The sequence below is a fragment of the Nocardia lijiangensis NBRC 108240 genome (assembly GCF_001613045.1).
Taxonomy (GTDB): domain Bacteria; phylum Actinomycetota; class Actinomycetes; order Mycobacteriales; family Mycobacteriaceae; genus Nocardia; species Nocardia lijiangensis.
In genome coordinates this window covers 19,177-39,119 of sequence record NZ_BDBP01000061.1, presented here as the reverse complement: position 1 = coordinate 39,119, position 19,943 = coordinate 19,177, and the positions used below count along the sequence as shown (strand labels likewise).

The 19,943-nt window shown below is 70.0% G+C and carries 18 protein-coding genes, 1 pseudogene and 1 riboswitch; of the genes and pseudogenes, 9 read left to right on the top strand and 10 right to left on the bottom strand.

Going from position 1 to position 19,943, the window contains the following annotated elements; all coding sequences use genetic code 11:
• Positions 1-35: 35 nt before the first annotated feature.
• A complete protein-coding gene (locus NL1_RS22530; protein ID WP_245673463.1) occupies positions 36-1,541 on the top strand; it encodes an alpha/beta hydrolase in 1,506 nt (501 codons plus the stop codon).
• Here the strand turns inward: NL1_RS22530 and NL1_RS22525 are convergent.
• From NL1_RS22525 to NL1_RS22505, 5 genes and pseudogenes are all read right to left on the bottom strand, one after another.
• Entirely contained in the window at positions 1,511-2,170 is a 660-nt protein-coding gene (locus NL1_RS22525) for a response regulator (RefSeq protein WP_067842666.1), read from the bottom strand. The two genes, NL1_RS22530 and NL1_RS22525, sit on opposite strands and share 31 nt — an antisense overlap.
• Positions 2,158-3,402 (bottom strand): sensor histidine kinase, encoded by a 1,245-nt coding sequence (locus tag NL1_RS22520; RefSeq protein WP_067842664.1) that lies wholly within the window; start codon positions 3,400-3,402, stop codon positions 2,158-2,160. Before NL1_RS22520 ends, NL1_RS22525 begins: the two co-directional genes overlap by 13 nt.
• Positions 3,403-3,719: 317 nt before the next feature.
• A pseudogene (locus NL1_RS22515) lies at positions 3,720-5,360 on the bottom strand (MDR family MFS transporter); the annotation flags it as partial.
• Complete coding sequence (locus tag NL1_RS22510) at positions 5,357-5,860, bottom strand: MarR family winged helix-turn-helix transcriptional regulator (RefSeq protein WP_067842661.1); 504 nt, start codon at positions 5,858-5,860, stop codon at positions 5,357-5,359. The pseudogene NL1_RS22515 and the gene NL1_RS22510, both read right to left, overlap by 4 nt.
• Before the next feature lie 89 nt (positions 5,861-5,949).
• Entirely contained in the window at positions 5,950-6,771 is an 822-nt protein-coding gene (locus NL1_RS22505) for a crotonase/enoyl-CoA hydratase family protein (RefSeq protein WP_067842658.1), read from the bottom strand.
• A gap of 178 nt (positions 6,772-6,949) precedes the next feature.
• Between NL1_RS22505 and NL1_RS22500 the strand changes: the two genes are divergently transcribed.
• The 3 genes from NL1_RS22500 (at position 6,950) to NL1_RS22490 (ending at position 8,492) form a co-directional block, all read left to right on the top strand.
• Positions 6,950-7,279 (top strand): 2-oxo-4-hydroxy-4-carboxy-5-ureidoimidazoline decarboxylase, encoded by a 330-nt coding sequence (locus tag NL1_RS22500; protein ID WP_067842655.1) that lies wholly within the window; start codon positions 6,950-6,952, stop codon positions 7,277-7,279.
• Between the two features lie 49 nt (positions 7,280-7,328).
• Positions 7,329-7,805, top strand: a complete 477-nt coding sequence (locus tag NL1_RS22495; protein WP_067842652.1) for a YbaK/EbsC family protein — start codon at positions 7,329-7,331, stop codon at positions 7,803-7,805.
• Between the two features lie 135 nt (positions 7,806-7,940).
• Positions 7,941-8,492, top strand: coding sequence for a flavin reductase (locus tag NL1_RS22490; RefSeq protein WP_067842649.1), 552 nt, complete (start codon positions 7,941-7,943; stop codon positions 8,490-8,492).
• A gap of 6 nt (positions 8,493-8,498) precedes the next feature.
• Here the strand turns inward: NL1_RS22490 and NL1_RS22485 are convergent, their stop codons facing one another.
• Positions 8,499-9,098: a Uma2 family endonuclease gene (locus tag NL1_RS22485; RefSeq protein WP_067842647.1), complete on the bottom strand. Its 600-nt coding sequence runs from the start codon at positions 9,096-9,098 to the stop codon at positions 8,499-8,501.
• A gap of 88 nt (positions 9,099-9,186) precedes the next feature.
• The gene (locus NL1_RS22480; RefSeq protein WP_067842644.1) at positions 9,187-10,506 is read right to left on the bottom strand and encodes an aminotransferase class V-fold PLP-dependent enzyme; all 1,320 of its coding nucleotides are present in this window, start codon (positions 10,504-10,506) and stop codon (positions 9,187-9,189) included.
• A gap of 46 nt (positions 10,507-10,552) precedes the next feature.
• A riboswitch (SAM riboswitch) is annotated at positions 10,553-10,666 on the bottom strand.
• 100 nt (positions 10,667-10,766) lie between these two features.
• On the opposite strand from NL1_RS22480, the gene NL1_RS22475 reads away from it, so the two are divergent.
• The 3 genes from NL1_RS22475 (at position 10,767) to NL1_RS22465 (ending at position 16,911) form a co-directional block, all read left to right on the top strand.
• Positions 10,767-11,414 carry a LysE family translocator gene (locus NL1_RS22475; RefSeq protein WP_067842734.1) on the top strand — a complete coding sequence of 216 codons (648 nt, stop codon included), beginning with the start codon at positions 10,767-10,769 and terminating at the stop codon, positions 11,412-11,414.
• Positions 11,415-11,602: 188 nt separating this feature from the next.
• Complete coding sequence (locus tag NL1_RS22470; protein ID WP_245673461.1) at positions 11,603-15,562, top strand: Pls/PosA family non-ribosomal peptide synthetase; 3,960 nt, start codon at positions 11,603-11,605, stop codon at positions 15,560-15,562.
• Entirely contained in the window at positions 15,562-16,911 is a 1,350-nt protein-coding gene (locus NL1_RS22465) for a M1 family metallopeptidase (protein WP_067842641.1), read from the top strand. Before NL1_RS22470 ends, NL1_RS22465 begins: the two co-directional genes overlap by 1 nt.
• A gap of 2 nt (positions 16,912-16,913) precedes the next feature.
• Here the strand turns inward: NL1_RS22465 and NL1_RS22460 are convergent, their stop codons facing one another.
• The 3 genes from NL1_RS22460 to NL1_RS22450 form a co-directional block, all read right to left on the bottom strand.
• Complete coding sequence (locus tag NL1_RS22460) at positions 16,914-17,099, bottom strand: hypothetical protein (RefSeq protein ID WP_067842638.1); 186 nt, start codon at positions 17,097-17,099, stop codon at positions 16,914-16,916.
• A 54-nt stretch (positions 17,100-17,153) separates the two neighbouring features.
• Positions 17,154-17,615, bottom strand: a complete 462-nt coding sequence (locus NL1_RS22455; RefSeq protein WP_084510858.1) for a DUF2752 domain-containing protein — start codon at positions 17,613-17,615, stop codon at positions 17,154-17,156.
• Between the two features lie 143 nt (positions 17,616-17,758).
• Positions 17,759-18,136: a glyoxalase superfamily protein gene (locus NL1_RS22450; protein ID WP_067842635.1), complete on the bottom strand. Its 378-nt coding sequence runs from the start codon at positions 18,134-18,136 to the stop codon at positions 17,759-17,761.
• A 90-nt stretch (positions 18,137-18,226) separates the two neighbouring features.
• On the opposite strand from NL1_RS22450, the gene NL1_RS22445 reads away from it, so the two are divergent.
• Both NL1_RS22445 and NL1_RS22440 read left to right on the top strand, forming a co-directional pair.
• Positions 18,227-18,502: a hypothetical protein gene (locus NL1_RS22445; RefSeq protein WP_067842632.1), complete on the top strand. Its 276-nt coding sequence runs from the start codon at positions 18,227-18,229 to the stop codon at positions 18,500-18,502.
• Positions 18,503-18,854: 352 nt separating this feature from the next.
• Entirely contained in the window at positions 18,855-19,910 is a 1,056-nt protein-coding gene (locus NL1_RS22440; protein WP_067842630.1) for an alpha/beta fold hydrolase, read from the top strand.
• Positions 19,911-19,943: the final 33 nt, after the last annotated feature.

Here is a 19,943-nt window from a genome sequence, read left to right as displayed (position 1 = left end):
TCCCGGTGCGGTCGAACGAAATCGGAGGCTCCACAGTGCATCCCACGAAGGTGATCGCGGCCGCGGCGGCCGTACTCGCCGGATTCCTCACCGTCGCACCCGCATCGGCCGAGGCAGGGCTCGACCACTTCTACCGGCAGCAACCGGCATGGAAGTCCTGCGACGATCCAGGTCTGGACCCGCTGGGCGCACAGTGCGCCGATGTCACCGTCCCGCTGAATTACGATGCGCCCCAAGGAGCGACCCTCACCGTCGTCATCTCCCGCATCCCCGCCGCGGATCCGGCGCAGCGGCGCGGCGTCATACTGTCCAACCCCGGCGGTCCCGGTGGCCCCGGTCTGGACGCCATGGCCGACGTCCGCGAGGCGATGACCGAGGAGGTGCGCGCCCGATACGACCTCATCGGCATGGATCCGCGCGGCGTCGGCCGCTCGACCCCGGTGAATTGCGGCTGGTCGCGCGGCTTCGGACTGCAGTCGGCGGGCGTCGACGCCGCGAGCTACGCGGAATCCGTTGCGCAACAAGCCGAACTCGCGGCGCGGTGCGCGGCGGGCGAAGGCGAGTGGCTGCGCCACGTCACCACCCGCAACACCGCGCGCGATATGGACGTCGTCCGCGGCATCCTCGGCGAGGACCGAATCAGCTACTTCGGCACCTCCTACGGCACCTACCTCGGCGCGGTCTACACCCAGATGTTCCCGCAGCGCGCCGACCGCTTCGTGCTGGACAGTTCGGTGGACCCGCAGCGTTACGGTCCGGTCGGCATGGTCCAGGACATGGGCCCGGCCAACGAGGCGGCCTTCGACCTGTGGGCCGACTGGGCCGCGGCCCGCGACGGCGAGTACCGCTTCGGCGGCGATCGCGCCGCCGTCCGTGCCACCGTGCTCGACCTCGTCCGCCGCGCGAACGAGCGGCCCATCCGGCTCGGCGAGTTCGAGGTCGACGACCACAGCGTGCCGATGGTGCTGTTCGTCGGCCTGGACGATCCTCGCCTGTACCCGCAGGTGGCGGACCACTTGCGCCAGCTGCTCGACGCGGCCGCGGGCGTGCCGGTGGAGCCGAGCCAGGAACTCGCCGCCGTCCTCGCCGCCATGCTCACCGCGCAGCCGAACGACAGCTCGGCGCAGATGGCGATCATGTGCGGTGACGTGGACGCCCCGCGCGACCCGACCTGGTACTGGCGCAATATCGAGGCGAGCAGGGCGAGTCAGCCGCTGTTCGGCGCGTTCGCCAACAACATCACCCCCTGCGCGTTCTGGGCGCCGCCAATCGAAAGTCCCACCGCCATCGGCAATTCCGTGCCGAGCTTGATCGTGCAGGCCACCGGCGACACCCGCACGACCTACGGAGGGGCGCTCGCCATGCACCGCGCGCTGACCGGCTCACGCATGGTCACCCTGCAGGACGTGCCGATCCACTCGATCTTCGGACGGTATCCGAACGCCTGCGTCTACGCCGCGGTCAACACCTACTTCCGCGACGGCACGCTGCCCGAGAGCGACCTGACCTGTCAGGACGATCCGGGGCCTGCGTCGAGGTAGGCGAGCACGGCAAGCACCCTGCGGTGCCCGGCCTCGTCGGCGGCCAGGCCGAGCTTCGCGAAGATGTTCCTGATGTGTTTGTGCACCGCGCCTTCGGTGACGACGAGCCGTTCGGCGATGGCCGGGTTGGCGTGGCCCTCGGCCATCAGCGCGAGCACCTCCCGCTCCCGCGCGGTGAGCGCGGAGAGCGGGTCGTCGACCCTGCGCCGCACCAGCAGTTGCGAGATGACCTCGGGGTCCATCGCGGTGCCGCCCTCGGCGACGCGGCGCAGCGATTCCAGGAATCGGTCGACCTTGCCGACCCGTTCCTTGAGCAGGTAGCCGATACCGCCCGCGCCGTCGCCGAGCAGTTCGGCGGCGTAGCTGTCCTCGACGTAGGCCGAGAGCACGAGCACCGGCAGCCCGGGATGGATCGCGCGGGCGCGCACCGCGGCGCGCAGCCCGTCGTCGGTGTAGGTGGGCGGGAGCCGGACGTCGACCACCACCGCGTCGGGACGATCGGCGGTGACGGCGGCCAGGAAGTCGTCGGCATTGTCGACGGCCGCGGCCACCTCGATGCCCGCGGTCCGCAGCAGCAACACCAACCCCTCGCGCAGGAGGGCGTCGTCCTCGGCGATCACGACCCGCACGGCAGCTCCACGCGCACCACAGTAGGCCCACCCGGCGGACTGTCCAGCGTCATCCGGCCGTCGAGCGCCTCGGCCCGCCGCCGGATGCCCGCGAGTCCGCCGCCCTCGGTAGCCTCCGCGCCGCCCGCGCCGTCGTCACGGACCTCGACGACGAGCAGTTCGGCCGTGCCGCCGAGGGTGACCGAGAGGTGTTCGGCCCGTGCGTGTTTGGTCGCATTGGTGAGAGCCTCGGCGATCACGAAGTAAGCCGCCGCCTCCACCGCCATGGGGCGGCGGCCGGTGGCATCGAGGTCGACGACGCACGGGATCGGGCTGCGCGCGGCCAGCGCCGAGATGGCACTGGCCAGGCCGCGGTCGGAGAGCACCGGCGGGTAGACGCTGCGCACCACGTCGCGCAGTTCGGCCAGCGCCGCGGTGGCGGTGTCCTGCGCGGTGCGCACCATGCCCGCGGCGGCCTCGGGGTCTCGCTCGCGCAGCTGCTCGGCGAGCCCCAGCTGCATGATCACCGCCGCGATCCTGGCCTGGGCGCCGTCGTGCAGGTCCCGCTCGATGCGGCGCAGTTCGGCTCCGTGCGCGTCGAGCGCGGCGGCCCTCGTCGCGGTCAGCTCGGCCACCCGGTGCGCGAGCACGGCGTCTTCGCCTGGGGCGAGCAGCGCCTTGGCCGCCCGCGCCTGCACCTCGGCGAGCGCGGGAAAGCGCAGCACCAGCGCGCCGACGGGAATCGCGATCAGCAAGCTCAGCACCGCTCGCGACCAAGAGTCGACCACGAATCCGTAACTGTTGATGGCGCCTTCGGGAAGCAGTCGCCAATACGCCGGAATCAGCACCTGATTCACCGCGCTCACCGGCAGTACCACCGCCAGCCCGGCCAGCGGGAACCCGGTCAGCGCGTGCACCGCCAGCCAGCCGAGATCGCGCTTGTTGGCCGGATCGGCGACGAGCGTGGCGAGCCGCTCCCGCAGGTCACCGGTCAGCGGGCGGTAGACCTGCTCGATCGGCGTGCCGAGCCGCGCCGCCGCCCTTCGCCTTTCGAATGCCGCCAGTGGCCGCAGCAATCGCGCTGCCTCGGGCAGCGCGGGTATACCCACCCCGATCAGGCTCAGGACCGCCACGACGAACAGTCCCATCGCCCCGAACAGCGCGAGCAGGCCGGTGACGCCGCCGATCACCAGGTAGCCGACGGCCGCGGGCAATCGCCGCAGCCGTTCCAGGAATCGGCGGCCGATGTTCATGAATCGGGAGCGTCGACGCCGCGGCGGGCACGCTCGAGTCCCGCGCTCTGCTCCAGCGGCGGCTCCACAGTCGCGCCGCCAGGCAACGGAAGGCCCGCCTGCTCCACCATGCGCGCCGCGACGTCGGCCACCGAGTCGGCCTTGCCGTTCACCGCTGGCTCGGCCTTGCCGTCCACCACCGGACCAACCTTGCGGTCCACCGCCGACTCAGCCTTGCCGTCCGCCACCGGACCGACCTTGTCGCTCGCCGCCGAGTCGGCCTTGCCGTCCACCACAGTGTCGGCCTTGTCGTTCGCCGCCGACTCGGCTTTGTCGTTCGCCGCCTGAATGCCGCCGACCGTGCGCAGCGGCGCCTCTTTCCAGAACAGCACGAGCACCAGCGCGACCAGCGCGAGGCCGGTGACCGCGAGGAACACCGTCGACATGGATTCGGCGAAACCGACCTGGAAGGGCCGGGCCAGCTCCGGGTTCAGCTGCTGGACGATCGAGCTGTCCCGCAGCACCTCGCCCGCCGCCGAAGTGTCCTGGGCGAGCAGGCCTTTCGCCAGCGCCGCGTCCGCGGGGTTGTCGCTCTGCGCTCCGGCGAGGACCGCCTGCCCGAACTTCGGGTCGTCGGCGGCGGCGCGCATTTCGTCGGTGATGTTCGGCGTCAGCTGCGCGAAGAGGATGGACAGGAACACCGCGACGCCGAGCGTGCCGCCGATCTGCCGGAAGAAGGTGGCGGCCGCGGTGGAGACGCCCATGTCCTTGGGCGGCAGCGCGTTCTGCAACGCGAGGGTGAGCGGCTGCATGAGGTTGCCGAGGCCGAAGCCGGTGCAGGCCATGAAGAGCATGGCAAGCCACAGCGGGCTGTCCGCGTCGAGGAAGTGCAGCAGGAACAGGCCGAGCGTGAGTGTGGCCGCCCCGATGATCGGGAAGATCCGGTAGCGCCCGGTCCGCGCGATCAACTGGCCCGAGATGACCGAACCGATCATCATCCCGAGCACCATCGGCATCATCTGCAGACCGGCCAGCGTCGGGCTCGCCCCGCGCACCACCTGGAGGTACTGCGGCAGCAACGAAATGCCGCCGAACATGGCCGCGCCGACCACGAACGAGATGACGACACCCAGCGCGAAGGTCCCGTTGGCGAAGATCCGCAGCGGGATCAGCGCCGCGTCCTTCAACCCCTTCTCGACGACGACGAACCCGGCGATGCCGAGCGCACCGACCGCGTAGCAGGTCAGCGAAAGACCACTGCCCCAACCCCATTCGCGCCCCTGTTCGGCGACGATGAGCAGCGGCACCAGTCCGACGGCCAGCACGAGCACGCCCCACCAGTCGACCCGGTCGGTCGAGCGCGGCCGCTTCGGCAGGCGCAGCACCCGCGACACCACCGCCAGCGCGAGGAGGCCCACCGGCACGTTGACCAGGAACACCCAGCGCCAGCCGCTGACACCGAGCAGCGTGTCCTGCCCGGCGAGCACGCCGCCGAGCACCGGGCCGATCACGCTGGACGTGCCGAATACCGCGAGGAAGTACCCCTGGTAGCGGGCGCGTTCCCGTGGGCTGACGATATCGCCGAGGATGGCCAGCGCCAGCGACATCAGGCCGCCCGCGCCTATGCCCTGGACGGCGCGGAAGGCGGCCAGCTGGTACATCGACTGCGCGAGCGTGCACAGCAGTGAGCCGACCACGAAGATACTGATGGCCGCCATGTAGAAGGGCTTGCGCCCGAACATGTCCGACAACTTGCCGTACAGCGGCGTGGTGAGCGTGGCGGTGATCAGGTAGGCGGTGGTGGCCCATGCCTGCATCGCGTAGCCGTCGAGGTCGTCGGCGATGGTGCGGATCGCCGTCGAGACGATGGTCTGGTCCAGCGAGGAGAGCAGCATGCCGAGCATGAGCCCGCTGAGGATGGTCAGGATCTGCCGGTGGCTGAAGCCCGCGGGGGCCGCCACGGCGGTCGGGGCCGTCACGAATCGCTCCCCGTCCCACTGGCGTTCACGTCCGGGTGCCGCAGGCTCGCGACCATCGCGGGTCGCGCGCGTTCGAAGTCGTCGACGAACTGGCGCAGCAGGCCGGCGAACAGCGCCCGGTTGTCCGGCGTCCATTCGGCCATCACGCGGGTGAGGTTGTCGTGGCGGCGCCTGCGGATCTGTTCGGCCACCTCGCGCCCGCGCTCGGTCACCTCGAGCACCGTGGCGCGTCCGTCGGCCGGGTCGGCCGTCCGGCGGACCAGTTCCCGCTCGACCAGCTGGGCGACCTGGCGGCTGACCGTCGAGGCGTCCGAGAACACCGCTTCGGCCAGCGCTCCGGAGCGCATCGGACCGTCGCAGAGCAGGCGGAACAGCACCGCGAACACGGCCGGGTCCACGCCGTCCTTGGTACGGATCTGGAGCGCGGTCCGATCCCGGATCCGCTGGAGCCGGGTGAGTTGCACCGCGATGGTGTCGATCGACAGGTCGTCCGCGTCCACGCACCGCCACCTTTACTTGCGTCAATCAATTAGTTGTTCGTCGCAAGTATGTCCGGTGCGTGGACGGTCGGGCAAACGAATTGGCCGTCTTATCGACCCTTGAACTGCGGAGCACGCTTCTCGAACACGGCCTGAATGGCCTCGGTCAGGTCCTCCGAGGGCAGGAAGGCCGCGTTCCACGCCGACACATAGCGCAGGCCATCGGCCACCTCCGGGGCGCGCTTGTGGTCCAGCACGTCCTTCACGCCCTGCACCACCAGCGGCGGGTTGGCGGCGATCTCGCGTGCCATGGCGTGCGCCGCGTCCAGCACCGCCTCCTGGTCCGGGTACACGTCGTTGACCAGGCCGATCTTCTCGGCGCGCGCGGCGTCGATGTCCTTGCCGGTGTAGGCGAGCTCGCGCAGGTGCCCCTCGCCGATGATGCCGGGCAGCCGGTGCAGCGAACCGATATCGGCGACGATCGCGACCTTGGCCTCACGCAGGCTGAACTTGGCGTCCGCGCTGGCCAGGCGGATGTCGACGGCCGCGATCAGGTCGAGGCCGCCGCCGATGCACCAGCCGGAGATCGCCGCGATGACCGGCTTGGTGCACTCGGCCACCGCGGTGACCGAAGCCTGCATCCGCCGGATCTCCTTGAGGAAATCGGTGCGCGGCGCGGCCAGCGCCTTCTCGGCGAGCAGCGGACCGAAGGTACCCGCCATGGCGGGCAGGTCGAGTCCGTAGGAGAAGTGCTTGCCCGAACCGGTGAGCACGATGGCGCGCACCTCCGGATCCGCATCGAGCTCGCGGAAGATCTCGGGGAGTTCGCGCCAGAAGTCCGGGCCCATCGCATTGCCCTTGCCGGGACCGATCAACGTCACCTGCGCGACGTTGTCCTTGGTCTCGACGGCGAAAGCCTTCCAATCAGTCATTTGTACAGCGTATACGCTCGGCACGCGGCCGCTCGGGCGGATCGGCGGCGACGGCGGACAGGCGTCCACGCGGTCTGTTAATCCTGCGCAAAAACTCGGCATCGCACTGGTTCAGGTGCCGCAGCAGGCGGATCATGGTCGGCAACGGCAAACCAGCACATCGGGTTGGGAGGCAATCATGCTGATGCACCAGGGGATCGGCCTCGACCGCTTCAACACCCTGCCGCACTCCAGCGCCGTCCACACCATGTTCGAATGCTGCGGCAACGTCATCTGGGCGGTCACGCTCGTCGACGCGCGCCCCTACCCCGATCGAGACGCGCTGCTCGCCAAGGCCGATCTCGAACTGCTCGCGCTCTCCCCGGCCGACTTGGATCGCGCACTGGAAGAGGTTGTCCACGAAGGGATCTCGCACGGCGATCCGCACTGCGTCACCGAACTGGCGCGGATCACAAGGGAGCGGATCACCACGATGCTCGGACCGGCAGGGGGATATCCGGAGTACTGAGCGATTCACTCCGCCCGCGTACGGCCCGCAATCGCTCTAATCTGGATTCATGAGCAGGGCCCAGCTACCTCCGGTCGCCTGCCGGGTCGCGGACACACTGATCGCGCGCGGCCATCACGGCGTCATCCTCAGCCAGCCGACACCCACCCCCACCGCCGCCGACGCGGCGCGCGCCCTCGGCGTCGAGGTGGGCGCGATCACCAAATCACTGGTGTTCCTGCTCGACGAGGATCCGGTGTTGCTACTGGTCTCCGGCGCGCACCAGGTGGATCTGGAGCAGACCGGCGCACGGCTGGAGGGCACGCTCACCCGCGCGCCCGCGGCATTGGTGCGCGAGGTGACCGGTCAGCCGCTCGGCGGGGTCGCGCCGGTCGGGCATCCCGCCAACCTGCCGACCTGGGTGGACAACGCGCTGGCCAGGCATCCGGAGGTGTGGGCGGCGGGCGGGCACCCGAACACGTTGTTCCGCACATCGTTCCGCGAGCTGGTCCGTATCACCGCGGGGCTGCCCATCGACGTGGACTGAATCTCCTACCGAGTTCCGTTTCGCGGCCGCCGTCGAAAGTCACACCGCCGTGCGACCTGCACGTTTCCCCGGCGAACGGCAATCGAACAACAATCGCGCGGCCCGGAGCGGGCGAATCGGGCGTACTTTCGTCATGTGACCGAAGCACCGCAGCCGCACACGGGCATCCGGATCCCCGACGATCTGAGCGGAATCACCGCCGAGCAATATCGCGCGTCCATGCGCCACTATCCGGCGGGCGTCACCGTGGTCACGCTCCGCTCCCCGAACGGGCCGGTCGGCTTCACCGCGACCTCGTTCGCCTCGCTCTCGTTGGAACCGCCGCTGGTGTCGTTCAACATCGCGCACACCTCGTCCAGCATGGCCGCGATGCTCGACGCCGACTCCGTGGTCATCCACTTTCTCGGCGAACACCAGCAGCACATCGCCCAGCGCTTCGCCCGCACCGCCCAGGAACGCTTCACCGACCGCTCCCTGTGGACCACTTTGGACACCGGCGAACCCGTCCTGCACGGCACCCCCATCTGGGTCCGCGCCGTCGTGCAGCAACTCATCCCCATCGGCGACCACACCTTCGTCGTCGGCCTGGTCACCCGGGTTCACGACAACACCGACGAAAAGCCTTCCGCCGCACCCCTGCTCTACTACAACGGCCGCTACCACCGCCCGTCCTCGCTCCAGGACTGAACCGCCTCAGGCGCCGTCCAACTCCTTGAACGAGACCTCCATCGGGAAGGGCCCCGTCAGCCGCAGCGCGTCCTGGTGCGTCTCGGCGAGCCGATAGGTGCGACTGGCCCAGTCCAGGCGGTACTCCTGAACGATCTTGACGCGGCGCTCGGCGTCGAGATGCACCACGAGGTAGAGCGGAATCCCCTCGTGCGCGTACTCGGCCCGCTTGTCGACGGTGTCGGTGTATTCCGAACCCGGTGACACGACCTCCACGACCAGCAGCGCGTCGGCGGTGGTGAGCTTGCGATCCTCCTCGACGCACCGGTGGAGCACCACATCCGGCCTGCGGAAGGAGAATCCGGGGCTACCCGGCCTGCCCTTGACGTAGTGCATCTCGAAATCGGTGACGACCCCGGTGCACGGTTCGGCCGGACGCGCCTGCTCCAGCGCATTGGCCAGCCGCCTGGCCACATTGTTGTGCTGGAAACTGCCGCTGCGACAGAAGATGACGTGACCGTCGACCACTTCGATCTGCCGCTGCACGTCCTCGGGCAGGGCCGCGTAGCCCGCCTCGGTGATGAGCAGCGCACCCGGATCGGTCGCCCACGCAGGCAGAATGCTCATCGGTCCACCTCCGGTCGGGAACGGTCTCGCCGATAGTATCCCGCCGACACCGCTCCCCGACCGGCCGCGCAGCCGCGCCTCGGACCTTCTACGCGGCGAGGCAGGGGGCGGCGCCGGTGGCGGGGTCGGCGGTGAAGGGGCGGGTTTCGGGGGTGGGGTTCCAGAGGCCGTCGGTTCGGCTGTAGTTCCAGGAGGGGCCGCGGCGGACCAGGGTGGCGAGAGCGTCGACGAGGCGGTCGACGTCGGCGGAGGTGGTGCCGAGGCCGATGCTGGCGCGCAGCGCGCCGTCGAGGCCGAGGCGGGCGAGCAGCGGGTGTGCACAGAAGCGGCCGTCGCGCACGCCGATGGCGTGTTCGGCCGAGAGGTAGGCGGCGACATGGCCCGGAGCGAAGCCCGCGACGGTGAAGGCCACGATGCCGACCGAGTCGGGGCTGTCGGACCAGATGCGCAGCGTCTCCACGCCAGGGATGGCGCACAGTCCGTCGCGCAGACGCTCGGCGAGCAGGCGCTCGTGGGCGGCCAACCTCTCGGGATCGATGGCGGCGAGCGCGTCGCAGGCGGCGGCGAGCGCGGCCGCGCCGAGCACGTTCGGCGAACCCGCCTCGTGGCGTTGCGGGGCGGGCGCCCATTCGGCGTGCTCGGCGCTCACCGCACGGACCGCGCCGCCGCCCGCGAGATAGGGCTCCGCCTGGTCCAGCCAGTCACGGCGGCCGACGAGCACACCCGCACCGAACGGGGCGTACAGCTTGTGGCCCGAAAAGGCGAGGTAGTCGATCCCCGTCTCGCGCAAACTGATTCGCCGATGCGGCGCGAGCTGGGCCGCGTCGACGAGAATGCGCGCGCCGCACTGATGCGCGATGTCGGCGAGCCGCTCCAGCGGCAGCACCTCACCGGTGACGTTCGAAGCCCCGGTGACCGCGAGCAGCGCGGCGGGCTTGCTGCACAGCTCGGCCACCAGCAACCGGATGGTCTCGGCGACGGTGTCGGCGGCGCGCACCACGCGGCGGCCGTGCCGCGTCCACGGCAGGAAGTTGGCGTGATGCTCGATGTCGAGCACCACCGTGTCGCCGGGCACACACGCCGCGAGCAGGTTCAACGAGTCGGTGGTATTGCGGGTGAACACCACGACCTGATCGTCGCCTGCGTCGAGGAAGCGGGCGACCGAACCGCGCGCGGCCTCGTAGCACTCGGTGGAGATGCGCGAGGCGTAGCCCGCGCCGCGGTGCACGCTGGCGTAATACGGCAGCAGCCGCTGAATCCGGTCGGTGACCTGGGCCAGCGCGGGCGCGCTCGCCGCGTAGTCGAAGTTGGCGTAGGTGCGGGTTCCACCCTGCACGAGCGGCACCGGCAGATCGTCACCCGATACGCGGGCGAGGGCGGCACAGGTCTGGTCCACAACAGCAGTCATCACGTAATCCCGTCGGCTCAGGGACTCGCAATCGAGAGATTCGTCGAGTCCGCGCTTGCCGCGTCCGAACGGACGGCGGCCCGGTCGTCACCCGGAGCACCCCACCGCGGAGGAGGGTTGCCGACCAGCTAGCCGGGGCTTAGCGCTGGTACTCATGACCTGTCCCGAGATTGGCAGACCGCACACGGCTCTGTCAACCGGCGGATTTCGCGGGCCGAAAGTCGGTTGCGCCGCGCGACGAACTGCGTTCCACTCGGTGGGTGACGCCTTCCCTGCTGCTCAGCTTCATCGGCTTGTGCGTCCTGCTGTCCCTCACGCCGGGGCCGGACTCGTTCCTGGTACTGCGTTTTTCGATCGTCGACGCCCGGCCCGGCATCGCCGCGGCGGTGGGTTCGGCGCTCGGCGGCCTGGTGTGGGCGGTGGTGGTGGCCGCGGGTGTCGCCGCGCTGCTCGAGCAGTCCGCGACGGCTTATCGGGCGCTGAAGGTCGTCGGCGGAATCTACCTGGTGTACTTGGGAATTCGCGCACTGATGGACTTGCGCAAGCGACGGGCGCAGACCGATGCCGAGTTCGATTCCGGCACACGGGCAACCGGCGCGAAAGCCGGTGCACCCTCGATTCGCTCGGCGTTCACGGCGGGCGTCGTCTCGTGTCTTTTCAATCCGAAGGTCGGCCTCTTCTACCTGGCCGTACTACCCCAGTTCTTGACCGAAGTCACCTTCCTGAACACCCTCGCGCTCGGCGCGGTCGAATGCACCATCGCCGCCGTCGAGATGGTCCTGCTCGCCCTGCTTGCCTCCCGCGCGATGGCATTCTTGCGCAGCCCGAAGGTCCGCGATCGGCTCGAGCAAACCAGCGCCGGGATCCTCACCGCGCTCGGTCTCGGGACCGCGGCCTCCGCGGCCTAGCAACCGCTCGAAGCCCACCGACCAGCCGGTTCTCCGCACCGCGCGCCGATCCACGTCACACCGCACACCGTCGCCACACACCGGCGATTCACCGATACCGCGGGTACCGTGGTCAGTTGGTCACCGTGGTGTTTGCCAATCGGTAACCCTTCTGTGAAACAACGATCGGGAAAACGCAAGGCAGGTCTATGAGAGGTGGGCCGGACGTGATGCTCCAGCCGCAGGTCGACGCCGCGGTGGGCGAGAGCCCGACGACCGGGCAGTCGTTGTCCGACCCCCTGCTGCGCGGCGCGGCGGCGCCCCCGCAGCGGACCCTCGTCGACATCCTGACAGCGACCGCGCAGGCCCATCCCGACGCGCACGCCCTCGACGACGGCGAGATCCTGATCACGTATCGCGAGTTGCTCGCCGCGATCGAGACCAGAGTGACCGAGCTCGCAGCGGCGGGGGTGCGCGCGGGCGACCGGGTCGGCATCCGAATGCCTTCGGGCAGCAGCGATCTCTACGTCACGATCCTGGCCGTGCTGTGGGCGGGTGCGGCGTACGTCCCCGTCGACGCCGACGATCCCGACGAGCGCGCCCGGCTGGTCTTCGGCGAGGCGCGAGTCAGCGCCGTCGCCACCGCCGACGGCATCCGCCCCACCGAAAATGCCTCCACCGCAAGGCAGTCCGGCGTCGCGACGCCCAGCCCCGATGACGACGCCTGGATCATCTTCACCTCCGGTTCCACCGGCACCCCGAAGGGCGTCGCGGTCACCCACCGCAACGCCGCCGCCTTCGTCGACGCCGAGGCGCGACTGTTCCTGCGGGACGCGCCGATCGGCCCCGCCGACCGGGTGCTCGCCGGTCTCTCGGTCGCCTTCGACGCCTCCTGCGAGGAGATGTGGCTGGCCTGGCGGCACGGCGCGTGCCTGGTGCCCGCACCGCGCGCCTTGGTGCGCACCGGAGCCGACCTCGGGCCCTGGCTGGTCCGCCGCGAGATCAGCATCGTCTCGACGGTGCCGACGCTGGCCGCCACCTGGCCCGCCGAAGCGCTGGAACCGGTCCGCCTGCTGATCTTCGGCGGCGAGGCGGTGCCGCCGGAACTCGCCGAACGCCTTGCCGGCGGCCGGAATTCGGCGCGCGAGGTGTGGAACACCTACGGCCCCACCGAAGCAACTGTCGTAGCCTGTGCGGCGCTACTCACCGGCGAGCCACCGATCCGCATCGGCCTGCCCTTGGACGGCTGGGATCTGGCCGTGGTCGACGCGCAGGGCAACCCCGTCGGCGAGGGCGAATCCGGCGAACTCGTCATCGGCGGCGTCGGACTCGGCCGCTACCTCGATCCAGCCAAGGACGCCGAGAAGTACGCTCCGTTCCCCTCGCTCGGCTGGGAACGCGCCTACCGCAGCGGCGATCTGGTCCGCAACGAGAGCGCCGGGCTCCTCTTCCTCGGCCGCGCCGACGACCAGATCAAGCTCGGCGGCCGGCGTATCGAACTCGGCGAGATCGACAACGCGCTCCAGCATCTGCCGGGCGTCACGGCCGCGGCCGCCGCGATCCGAACCACCAAGGCGGGCAACAAGATCCTGGTCGGCTATCTCACCGGGCCGGACGGCGATTTCGACGCGCACGCCGCCCGCGAGCTGCTCGCCGGTCAGCTGCCCGCACCGCTCGTGCCGCGCCTCGCGCTGGTCGAGGAACTGCCGACCCGCACGTCGGGCAAGGTCGACCGCGACGCGCTGCCCTGGCCGCTGCCCAAGACCAAGCCCGCGGACTCCGACGACGGCCTCTCCCCCACCGCGCGCTGGGTCGCCGGACTGTGGGACGCCGTCCTCGGCGCCGAGGCGACCGGACCCGACGCCGACTTCTTCGACCTCGGCGGCGGCTCCCTCGCGGCCGCCCAGCTGGTCACCGCGCTGCGCGAACGCCACCCGCACATCACCGTCGCCGATCTCTACGATCACCCGCGCCTCGACGCGCTCGCCGGACTGCTCGATGCCAGCGCCCCCGCCGCCGCGGTCGAGGAACGCACGGTGCGTCCCACCCCGCGCAGCGCGCAATGGGTGCAGGTGCTCGCCACGGTGCCGCTGACCACGCTGACCGGATTGCAGTGGCTGACCTGGCTGGCCATCGTCGGCAATATCGCGGCGTGGTCGGGATCGCTGCCCTGGCTGCCGCGGCTGTCCTGGTGGTGGGCGCTGATCGCGTTCCTGCTGTTCATCTCCCCACCCGGCCGGATGGCCCTGTGCGTGGCGGGATCGCGCATCCTGCTGCGCGGCATCGCACCGGGCAGCTATCCGCGCGGCGGCTCGGTGCACCTGCGGCTGTGGGCGGCGGTGCGGCTGTCCGAGGCGAGCGGCGCCGAGAACCTGTCCGGCGCACCGTGGATGGTGCCCTTCGCGCGGGCACTCGGCGCGCGTATCGGCAGGGGCGTCGACCTGCACACGCTGCCGCCGGTGACCGGGATGCTCGAACTGGGCGACGGGTGCAGCGTGGAACCCGAGGTCGACCTGTCCGGCTACTGGATCGACGGCGATCTCGTGCACATCGGACCGATCACCATCGGTCCCGGCGCGGTGATCGGCGCGCGCTCGATCCTGCTGCCCGGCACCAAGGTCGGCAAGAACGCCGAGGTCGCGCCAGGCTCCGCCGTCTCGGGCAAGGTCAAGGCCGAACAGGAATGGGCGGGCTCCCCCGCGGTGAAGGTCGGCCCGGCGCGGCACCCATGGCCCGCGCACACGCCCGCGCGAGCCGCGCACTGGGTCGTGATCTTCGGCATCACCTCGATGGCGCTCGCCGCCCTCCCGATCCTCGGCCTCGGCGCGGGCGGCGCGTTCCTCGCCTGGTGGATTCGGGACACCACCACCCTCGCCGCCGGTGCGGGCCGCGCCTTCGCGATGCTGCCGGTGGCCATGCTGGTCACGCTGGGCATGTACGCCGCGGCGACCATCGTCTTGGTGCGCCTGTTCGCCATCGGACTGACCGAGGGCCACCATCCGGTGCGCAGCCGCGTCGGCTGGCAGGTCTGGTCCACCGAACGGCTGCTCGACTCGGCACGCACCTTCTTGTTCCCGCTCTACGCCAGCCTGCTGACCCCGCTGTGGCTGCGCCTGCTCGGCGCGAAGGTCGGCAAGCACGTCGAGGCCTCGACCGTGCTGCTGCTGCCGAAGTTCACCACGGTGGCCGACGGCGCGTTCCTCGCCGACGACACCATGATCGCCAGCTACGAACTCGGCGGCGGCTGGCTGCGCATCGGCGAGGCCAAGGTCGGCAAGCGCGCCTTCCTCGGCAATTCGGGCATGACCGCGCCGGGCCGAAGGGTGCCGAAGAACGGGCTCGTCGCCGTGCTCTCGGCCGCACCGTCCAAGGCCAAAGCGGGCTCCTCGTGGCTCGGCAGCCCCCCGGTCCGGCTGCGCCGCGCCTCCGAAACCGCCGACGCCCGCCGCACCTACGCTCCGCCGCCGCGGCTGCGCGTCGCCCGGGCCGTCGTGGAAACCTGCAGGCTCGTCCCGGTGCTCGTCACCTTCGGCATCGGGCTCGGCGTGCTCTTCGCGCTGGCCTGGCTGGCCCAGCGGATCGGTCATCTGCCCACCGCCCTGCTCAGCGGCGTCGTGCTGCTGGTCGCGGGCGCGGTGGCCTGCGGAAGCGCCGTGGCTGCCAAATGGTTGCTGGTCGGGCGGATCCGGGCCGAGGAGCACCCGCTGTGGAGCTCGTTCGTGTGGCGCAACGAGGTCTCGGACACGTTCGTGGAGACCGTCGCCGCGCCCTGGTTCGCCCGCGCCGCGACCGGAACGCCGGTGCTGAATCTCTGGCTTCGCGCACTCGGCGCGCGCATCGGTCGCGGGGTATGGTGCGAGTCCTACTGGCTACCCGAGGCGGATTTGGTGACACTTGGCGACGGCGCCACGGTGGAGCGTGGCTGCGTGGTGCAGACCCACCTGTTCCACGATCGCATCATGGCCATGGACACCGTCACCCTCGGCGCGGGCGCCACTCTCGGACCGCACTGCGTCGCCCTGCCCGCCGCCGGACTCGGCGCGGGCGCGACGGTCGGCCCCGCCTCGCTCGTCATGCGCGGCGACACGGTGCCCCCGTCGACCAGGTGGTGGGGCAACCCGATCGCACCATGGACCCAGCGCACGAACGACCCCGGTGAGGAGGGCTGATGGGTGAGAAGTTCTACGCGGTCCCCATCGACGACTACCTGCCACAGAACGGCAACCGGGGCTATCGGGTCTCGCGATACGAGCTGGAACTGGTCTACAAGGTCGCCAGCAACCGGCTGACCGGACGCGCGGAGATCACCGCGGTCACCACCGCCGTCCAGCCGCGCTTCGGCCTGGATCTCTCGCAGGCGCTGACGGTGTCGAAGGTGTTCGTGAACGGCGCCAAGGCCGGGAAATACAGCCACCAGCACGGCAAGCTCGTCGTCACGCCGCAGCAGAAGATCCCAGCGGGCGGCGTGCTCTCGATCGTCGTCCAGTACGCGGGCGTGCCGAAGCCGGTGCGCGGGCCGTGGGGTGAGGTCGGCTGGGAAGAGCTGTCCGAGGGCGCGCTGGTTGCCAGCCAGCCCAACGGCGCGGCGTCCTGGTTTCCCTGCGACGATCACCCGAGTTCCAAAGCGAGCTACCGCATTTCGATCACCACCGACAGCCCGTACCATGCTCTCGCCAACGGCACCCTGATACGCAAACAGACCAAGGCCAGCCAGACCACCTGGGTGTACGAACAGCCGGAGCCGATGTCGAGCTACCTGGCCACCATCCAGATCGGCCACTACCGCAAGCACCGCGTCGGTGGGAAACACGGATCGGTGCCGATGTACGCGGTCCTGCCTGCCCGGCTCCGCGCCGCGTTCGACCACGACTTCGCGCCGCAGCCGCGGATGATGGAGGTCTTCACCGAACGGTTCGGCCCCTACCCGTTCGACGGGTACACGGTGGTCGTCACCGACGACGACCTGGAGATCCCGATCGAAGCCCAGGGCATCTCGGTGTTCGGCGCCAATCACTGCGACGGCCGTCGCGGCTCCGAACGGCTGGTCGCGCACGAACTGGCGCACCAGTGGTTCGGCAACAGCCTGACCCTGCGCCAGTGGCGCGACATCTGGCTGCACGAGGGCTTCGCCTGTTACGCGGAATGGATCTGGTCGGAAGCCTCGGGCGGGCCGACCGCCGATCAACTTGCCCGGGCGGCCCGGCACAACCTGGCCAGAGAGCCGCAGGACATCGCCATCGGGGATCCCGGGCCCAAGCGCATGTTCGACGACCGGGTGTACAAGCGCGGCGCGCTCACCCTGCACGCGCTGCGCCTCGAACTCGGCGAGCCCGGCTTCTTCGACCTGCTGCGCGAATGGGTACTGCGCTACCGGCATTCCTCGGTGAGCACCGAGGAGTTCACCGACCTGGCAGGGCACTACAGCCTGGTGCCGCTGCGGCCGCTGTGGGACAGCTGGCTGCGCGACGAATCGCTGCCCCAGCTGCCGCCCTACGGCGGGCAGGCCGGCGCGCGCTGAACTCAGAACACCAGGTAGCGGGTGGCGAGTTCCTCGACGAGCGGGTCGTCCTCCGCGACGCTGTCCAGGGCGTCCAAGTCGGCCGCCACCGATATTTGTCTCGGATCGTCGTGTTCGTTGTCGGGCGCGTCCTCGGCGAGCTGACGCAGCAGCTTCGCACGCACCCGCGCCTTGAGTGAATCGGTCATACCGAAGGCTTGCCCGGTTCGCGGCGGGGGAATCTCACCTGGCGGAAGACCCACCTAAACGGGAGCCAGCCAGCTGCCCCACGGCGTATTGCGCAGCACCGAGTACACGACGAACAGCGCGAGCACCGTCCACATGAACGGGCGCGGCAGATCGGGGACGCGGGGGCGTTCGCCGCGCCACGCGCGCACCGCCCAGTCGCCGAGGTACACCGCGAAGGCGAGCAGCAGCGGAATCGCGAGCAGGTTGCTGTGCAGCGAGTCCAGCAGGCGGCCGTCGGTGAGGTTGTGCACGGCGCGCATGCCGCCGCATCCGGGGCAGTACAACCCGGTCAGCCCGTAGACGGGGCAGATGCCGTAGGAACCCTCCACGTGCGGGTCGCGGAAGTGCAGCAGGACCACCGCTGCGACGCCGGCGCCCGCCGCGAGCGCGGGCAGTCCGAGCGCGCGCCAACCCGTGCGCCGCACCCGCTGCGGTGGCGGGAACGGGGGCTGGGCGGCGAGATGCGTGGTCTCCACGAGAAACCACGGTAGCCGCGGCGTGCGGCTTCCCGCTACCGGCACCGAGCTGCGCGGAACGACAGTGCGGCGCTGTGCCGAAAGCCGGTGTGGTGCTGCGCCGCAACGCGGGCGCTGCGAGCACGGCGACGCGTGCGAGCGCTCTAATCGGGCTGTGCGAAGCGCAGGACGTTGCCCGAAGGATCGGTCAGGTCGAAACCGGGACCGCCCGGACCGTCCTCGGGGCAGCCGGGCTTGGCGTACCGGTAGTTCTTCCCGGCGATTTCGGCGTGCAGGGCGTGGATGTCGCCGACCGCGATCCACACCACCGAGCCCGGGGTCCCGTCACCGTGGTGCTCGCTGAGATGCAGCGTCGCCTCCGACCGCGACACCTGGGTGTACAGGGGGAAGTCGTCGCCGAACCGGTGCTCCCAGTCGACGGTGAAACCCACATAGTCGCAATAGAATTCGTAGGCCTTCGCGGTGTCGAACATGCGCAGTACGGGAATCGGCGGCGCGAGCCGGATGTCCTCGGAGGTCATCGGCCGATCATCGCACCGCGCGCCGACAGCCAGCGCGGAACATGATCGAAAAGCTCCGCGTTTCCGCAGTTGAAAGTACGATTTTCAGTTGTGGACGTCGCCGGCGTTACCCGGCTCGACGGAACCGGGGCCAGCACGGCTCGCAAGCTCGAATTCGGGCATGTGGGCCACTGGCACACGCGGCGCGAGGACGACGGATCATGCGCCGTCGCGGTCGAGATCGATCCGGGCGACGGTTCTTCGGTGGTGGTCTTCGTCGGCGCGCCCAACCGCCGCGAGATTCCCACCGATTTCCATCCCGACGACCAGGTCTGCCTGGTGATTCCGGACGCGCTCGCCGAACTCGACGCGCGCACGTCCCACTGAATCGGCACAGGGCTCACGCGCGCCTCGACGAACAACTCTCGCGGCGTCCGGCCCAGGTCAGCGGCCGGATGCACCGAAATCGAGCGAGGCCGCGCACTTTCGGGCTGATAACGATCGGGTACCCCCGATAGCAACACGGGCTCTGGCGGCGATGTACCGGATGTGATCATTCGAGCCGTGTGCAACCAGGGGAAACTTCGCTCGCGCGCGATGTTTCTCCCCCGGAGCAGAGTTCACCGGACCGAATATTGGGTATCCACAGATATGCGCCAGGATTTCCGCCGCAGACCGCTTGCACTTGCAAGCACTTTGCTTGCATCGTACTGTGGCGGATGACACAAAGGAGTGCACAATGCTGGTGACGTCGATGAAGACACTGGCGGGGGTGCGCGGCGCTGAGCCGCTCACCGCGGCTTTCCGTGCCGGACTGCGGTCCCGCACTTTCGCGACAGCTTCGCTGAACAAGCCGACAGCACCCTGCGAGACGATCCCGGTCACGACAGTCGACGGAGCCCAGCTCCGAGTGCACGCCTACGGACCCGCCGACGGTGAGGTCATCGTGCTCATCCACGGCTGGAGCTGCTGCATCGAGTACTGGAACCCGCAGATCAACGCGCTCGCGGACCGCTACCGAGTGATCGCCTACGACCAGCGCGGCCACGGTGAGAGCACGCTGGGGCGCAACGCGCCGAGCGGCGAAACCCTCGCCGACGACTTGGCCGCCGTCCTCGACGCCGCCTTGCCGCGCGGTAAGCGCGCCACCCTGGTCGGCCACAGCATGGGCGGCATCACCTTGCAGGCCTGGGCCGCTCGCCACCCGGAGCAGGTGCCCGCCCGCGCCAACGCCGTGGTGCTCGCGAACACCGCCGCCCGCGAGATCCGGCACGAGACCGATCTCCTCCCGCTGCTGAACAAGCCGCTGATGTTGGACAGCCGGCCGATCAGCGTGTTCGGCGCGGGCGTGCGCGTGCCGCTGGTGTTCGCCGAGACGCTGCTGAGCGCTCCGGTGCCGCTGCCCGGCGGCCCGCTGGTGACCGCGATCGTCAAAGCCAGGTTGATGACGAAGAACGCGACCGCCGACGAGGTCGGCTTCGCGCTCGGCATCGTCCGCTCCTGCCGCCCGCTGACCCGCGGCCTGCACGCCGCGGCCCTGACCGTCCTCGATCTCGGCGACGCGGCCAGGCACCTGACGGTCCCCACCACCGTCATCGCGGGCAAGCACGACCGCCTGCTGCCCGCCCGCATGAACAGCACCATCGTCGATGCCCTCACCACGACGGGCTCCCTTGCCGACTACCAGGTCTGGCCCACCGGCCACCTCGGCAACATCGAGGCCGCCGACCGCTTCAACGCCGAAATCGACAGGATCGCCCAGGGCGCGGCCAACAACCGCGCCACCGCGGTCTGACCCCGAATCGTTCTCCCGGGCCGATCAACGACG

What these genes read in the sequence shown, in the direction of transcription:
- NL1_RS22500 (WP_067842655.1), top strand. Translation starts at nt 6,950, where the DNA reads ATGCTGATGCACCAGGGGATCGGCCTCGACCGCTTCAACACCCTGCCG.
- NL1_RS22470 (WP_245673461.1), top strand. Translation starts at nt 11,603, where the DNA reads ATGAGAGGTGGGCCGGACGTGATGCTCCAGCCGCAGGTCGACGCCGCG.
- NL1_RS22460 (WP_067842638.1), bottom strand. Translation starts at nt 17,099, where the DNA reads ATGACCGATTCACTCAAGGCGCGGGTGCGTGCGAAGCTGCTGCGTCAG.
- NL1_RS22450 (WP_067842635.1), bottom strand. Translation starts at nt 18,136, where the DNA reads ATGACCTCCGAGGACATCCGGCTCGCGCCGCCGATTCCCGTACTGCGC.
- NL1_RS22485 (WP_067842647.1), bottom strand. Translation starts at nt 9,098, where the DNA reads ATGAGCATTCTGCCTGCGTGGGCGACCGATCCGGGTGCGCTGCTCATC.
- NL1_RS22480 (WP_067842644.1), bottom strand. Translation starts at nt 10,506, where the DNA reads ATGACTGCTGTTGTGGACCAGACCTGTGCCGCCCTCGCCCGCGTATCG.
- NL1_RS22465 (WP_067842641.1), top strand. Translation starts at nt 15,562, where the DNA reads ATGGGTGAGAAGTTCTACGCGGTCCCCATCGACGACTACCTGCCACAG.
- NL1_RS22505 (WP_067842658.1), bottom strand. Translation starts at nt 6,771, where the DNA reads ATGACTGATTGGAAGGCTTTCGCCGTCGAGACCAAGGACAACGTCGCG.
- NL1_RS22440 (WP_067842630.1), top strand. Translation starts at nt 18,855, where the DNA reads ATGCTGGTGACGTCGATGAAGACACTGGCGGGGGTGCGCGGCGCTGAG.
- NL1_RS22520 (WP_067842664.1), bottom strand. Translation starts at nt 3,402, where the DNA reads ATGAACATCGGCCGCCGATTCCTGGAACGGCTGCGGCGATTGCCCGCG.
- NL1_RS22495 (WP_067842652.1), top strand. Translation starts at nt 7,329, where the DNA reads ATGAGCAGGGCCCAGCTACCTCCGGTCGCCTGCCGGGTCGCGGACACA.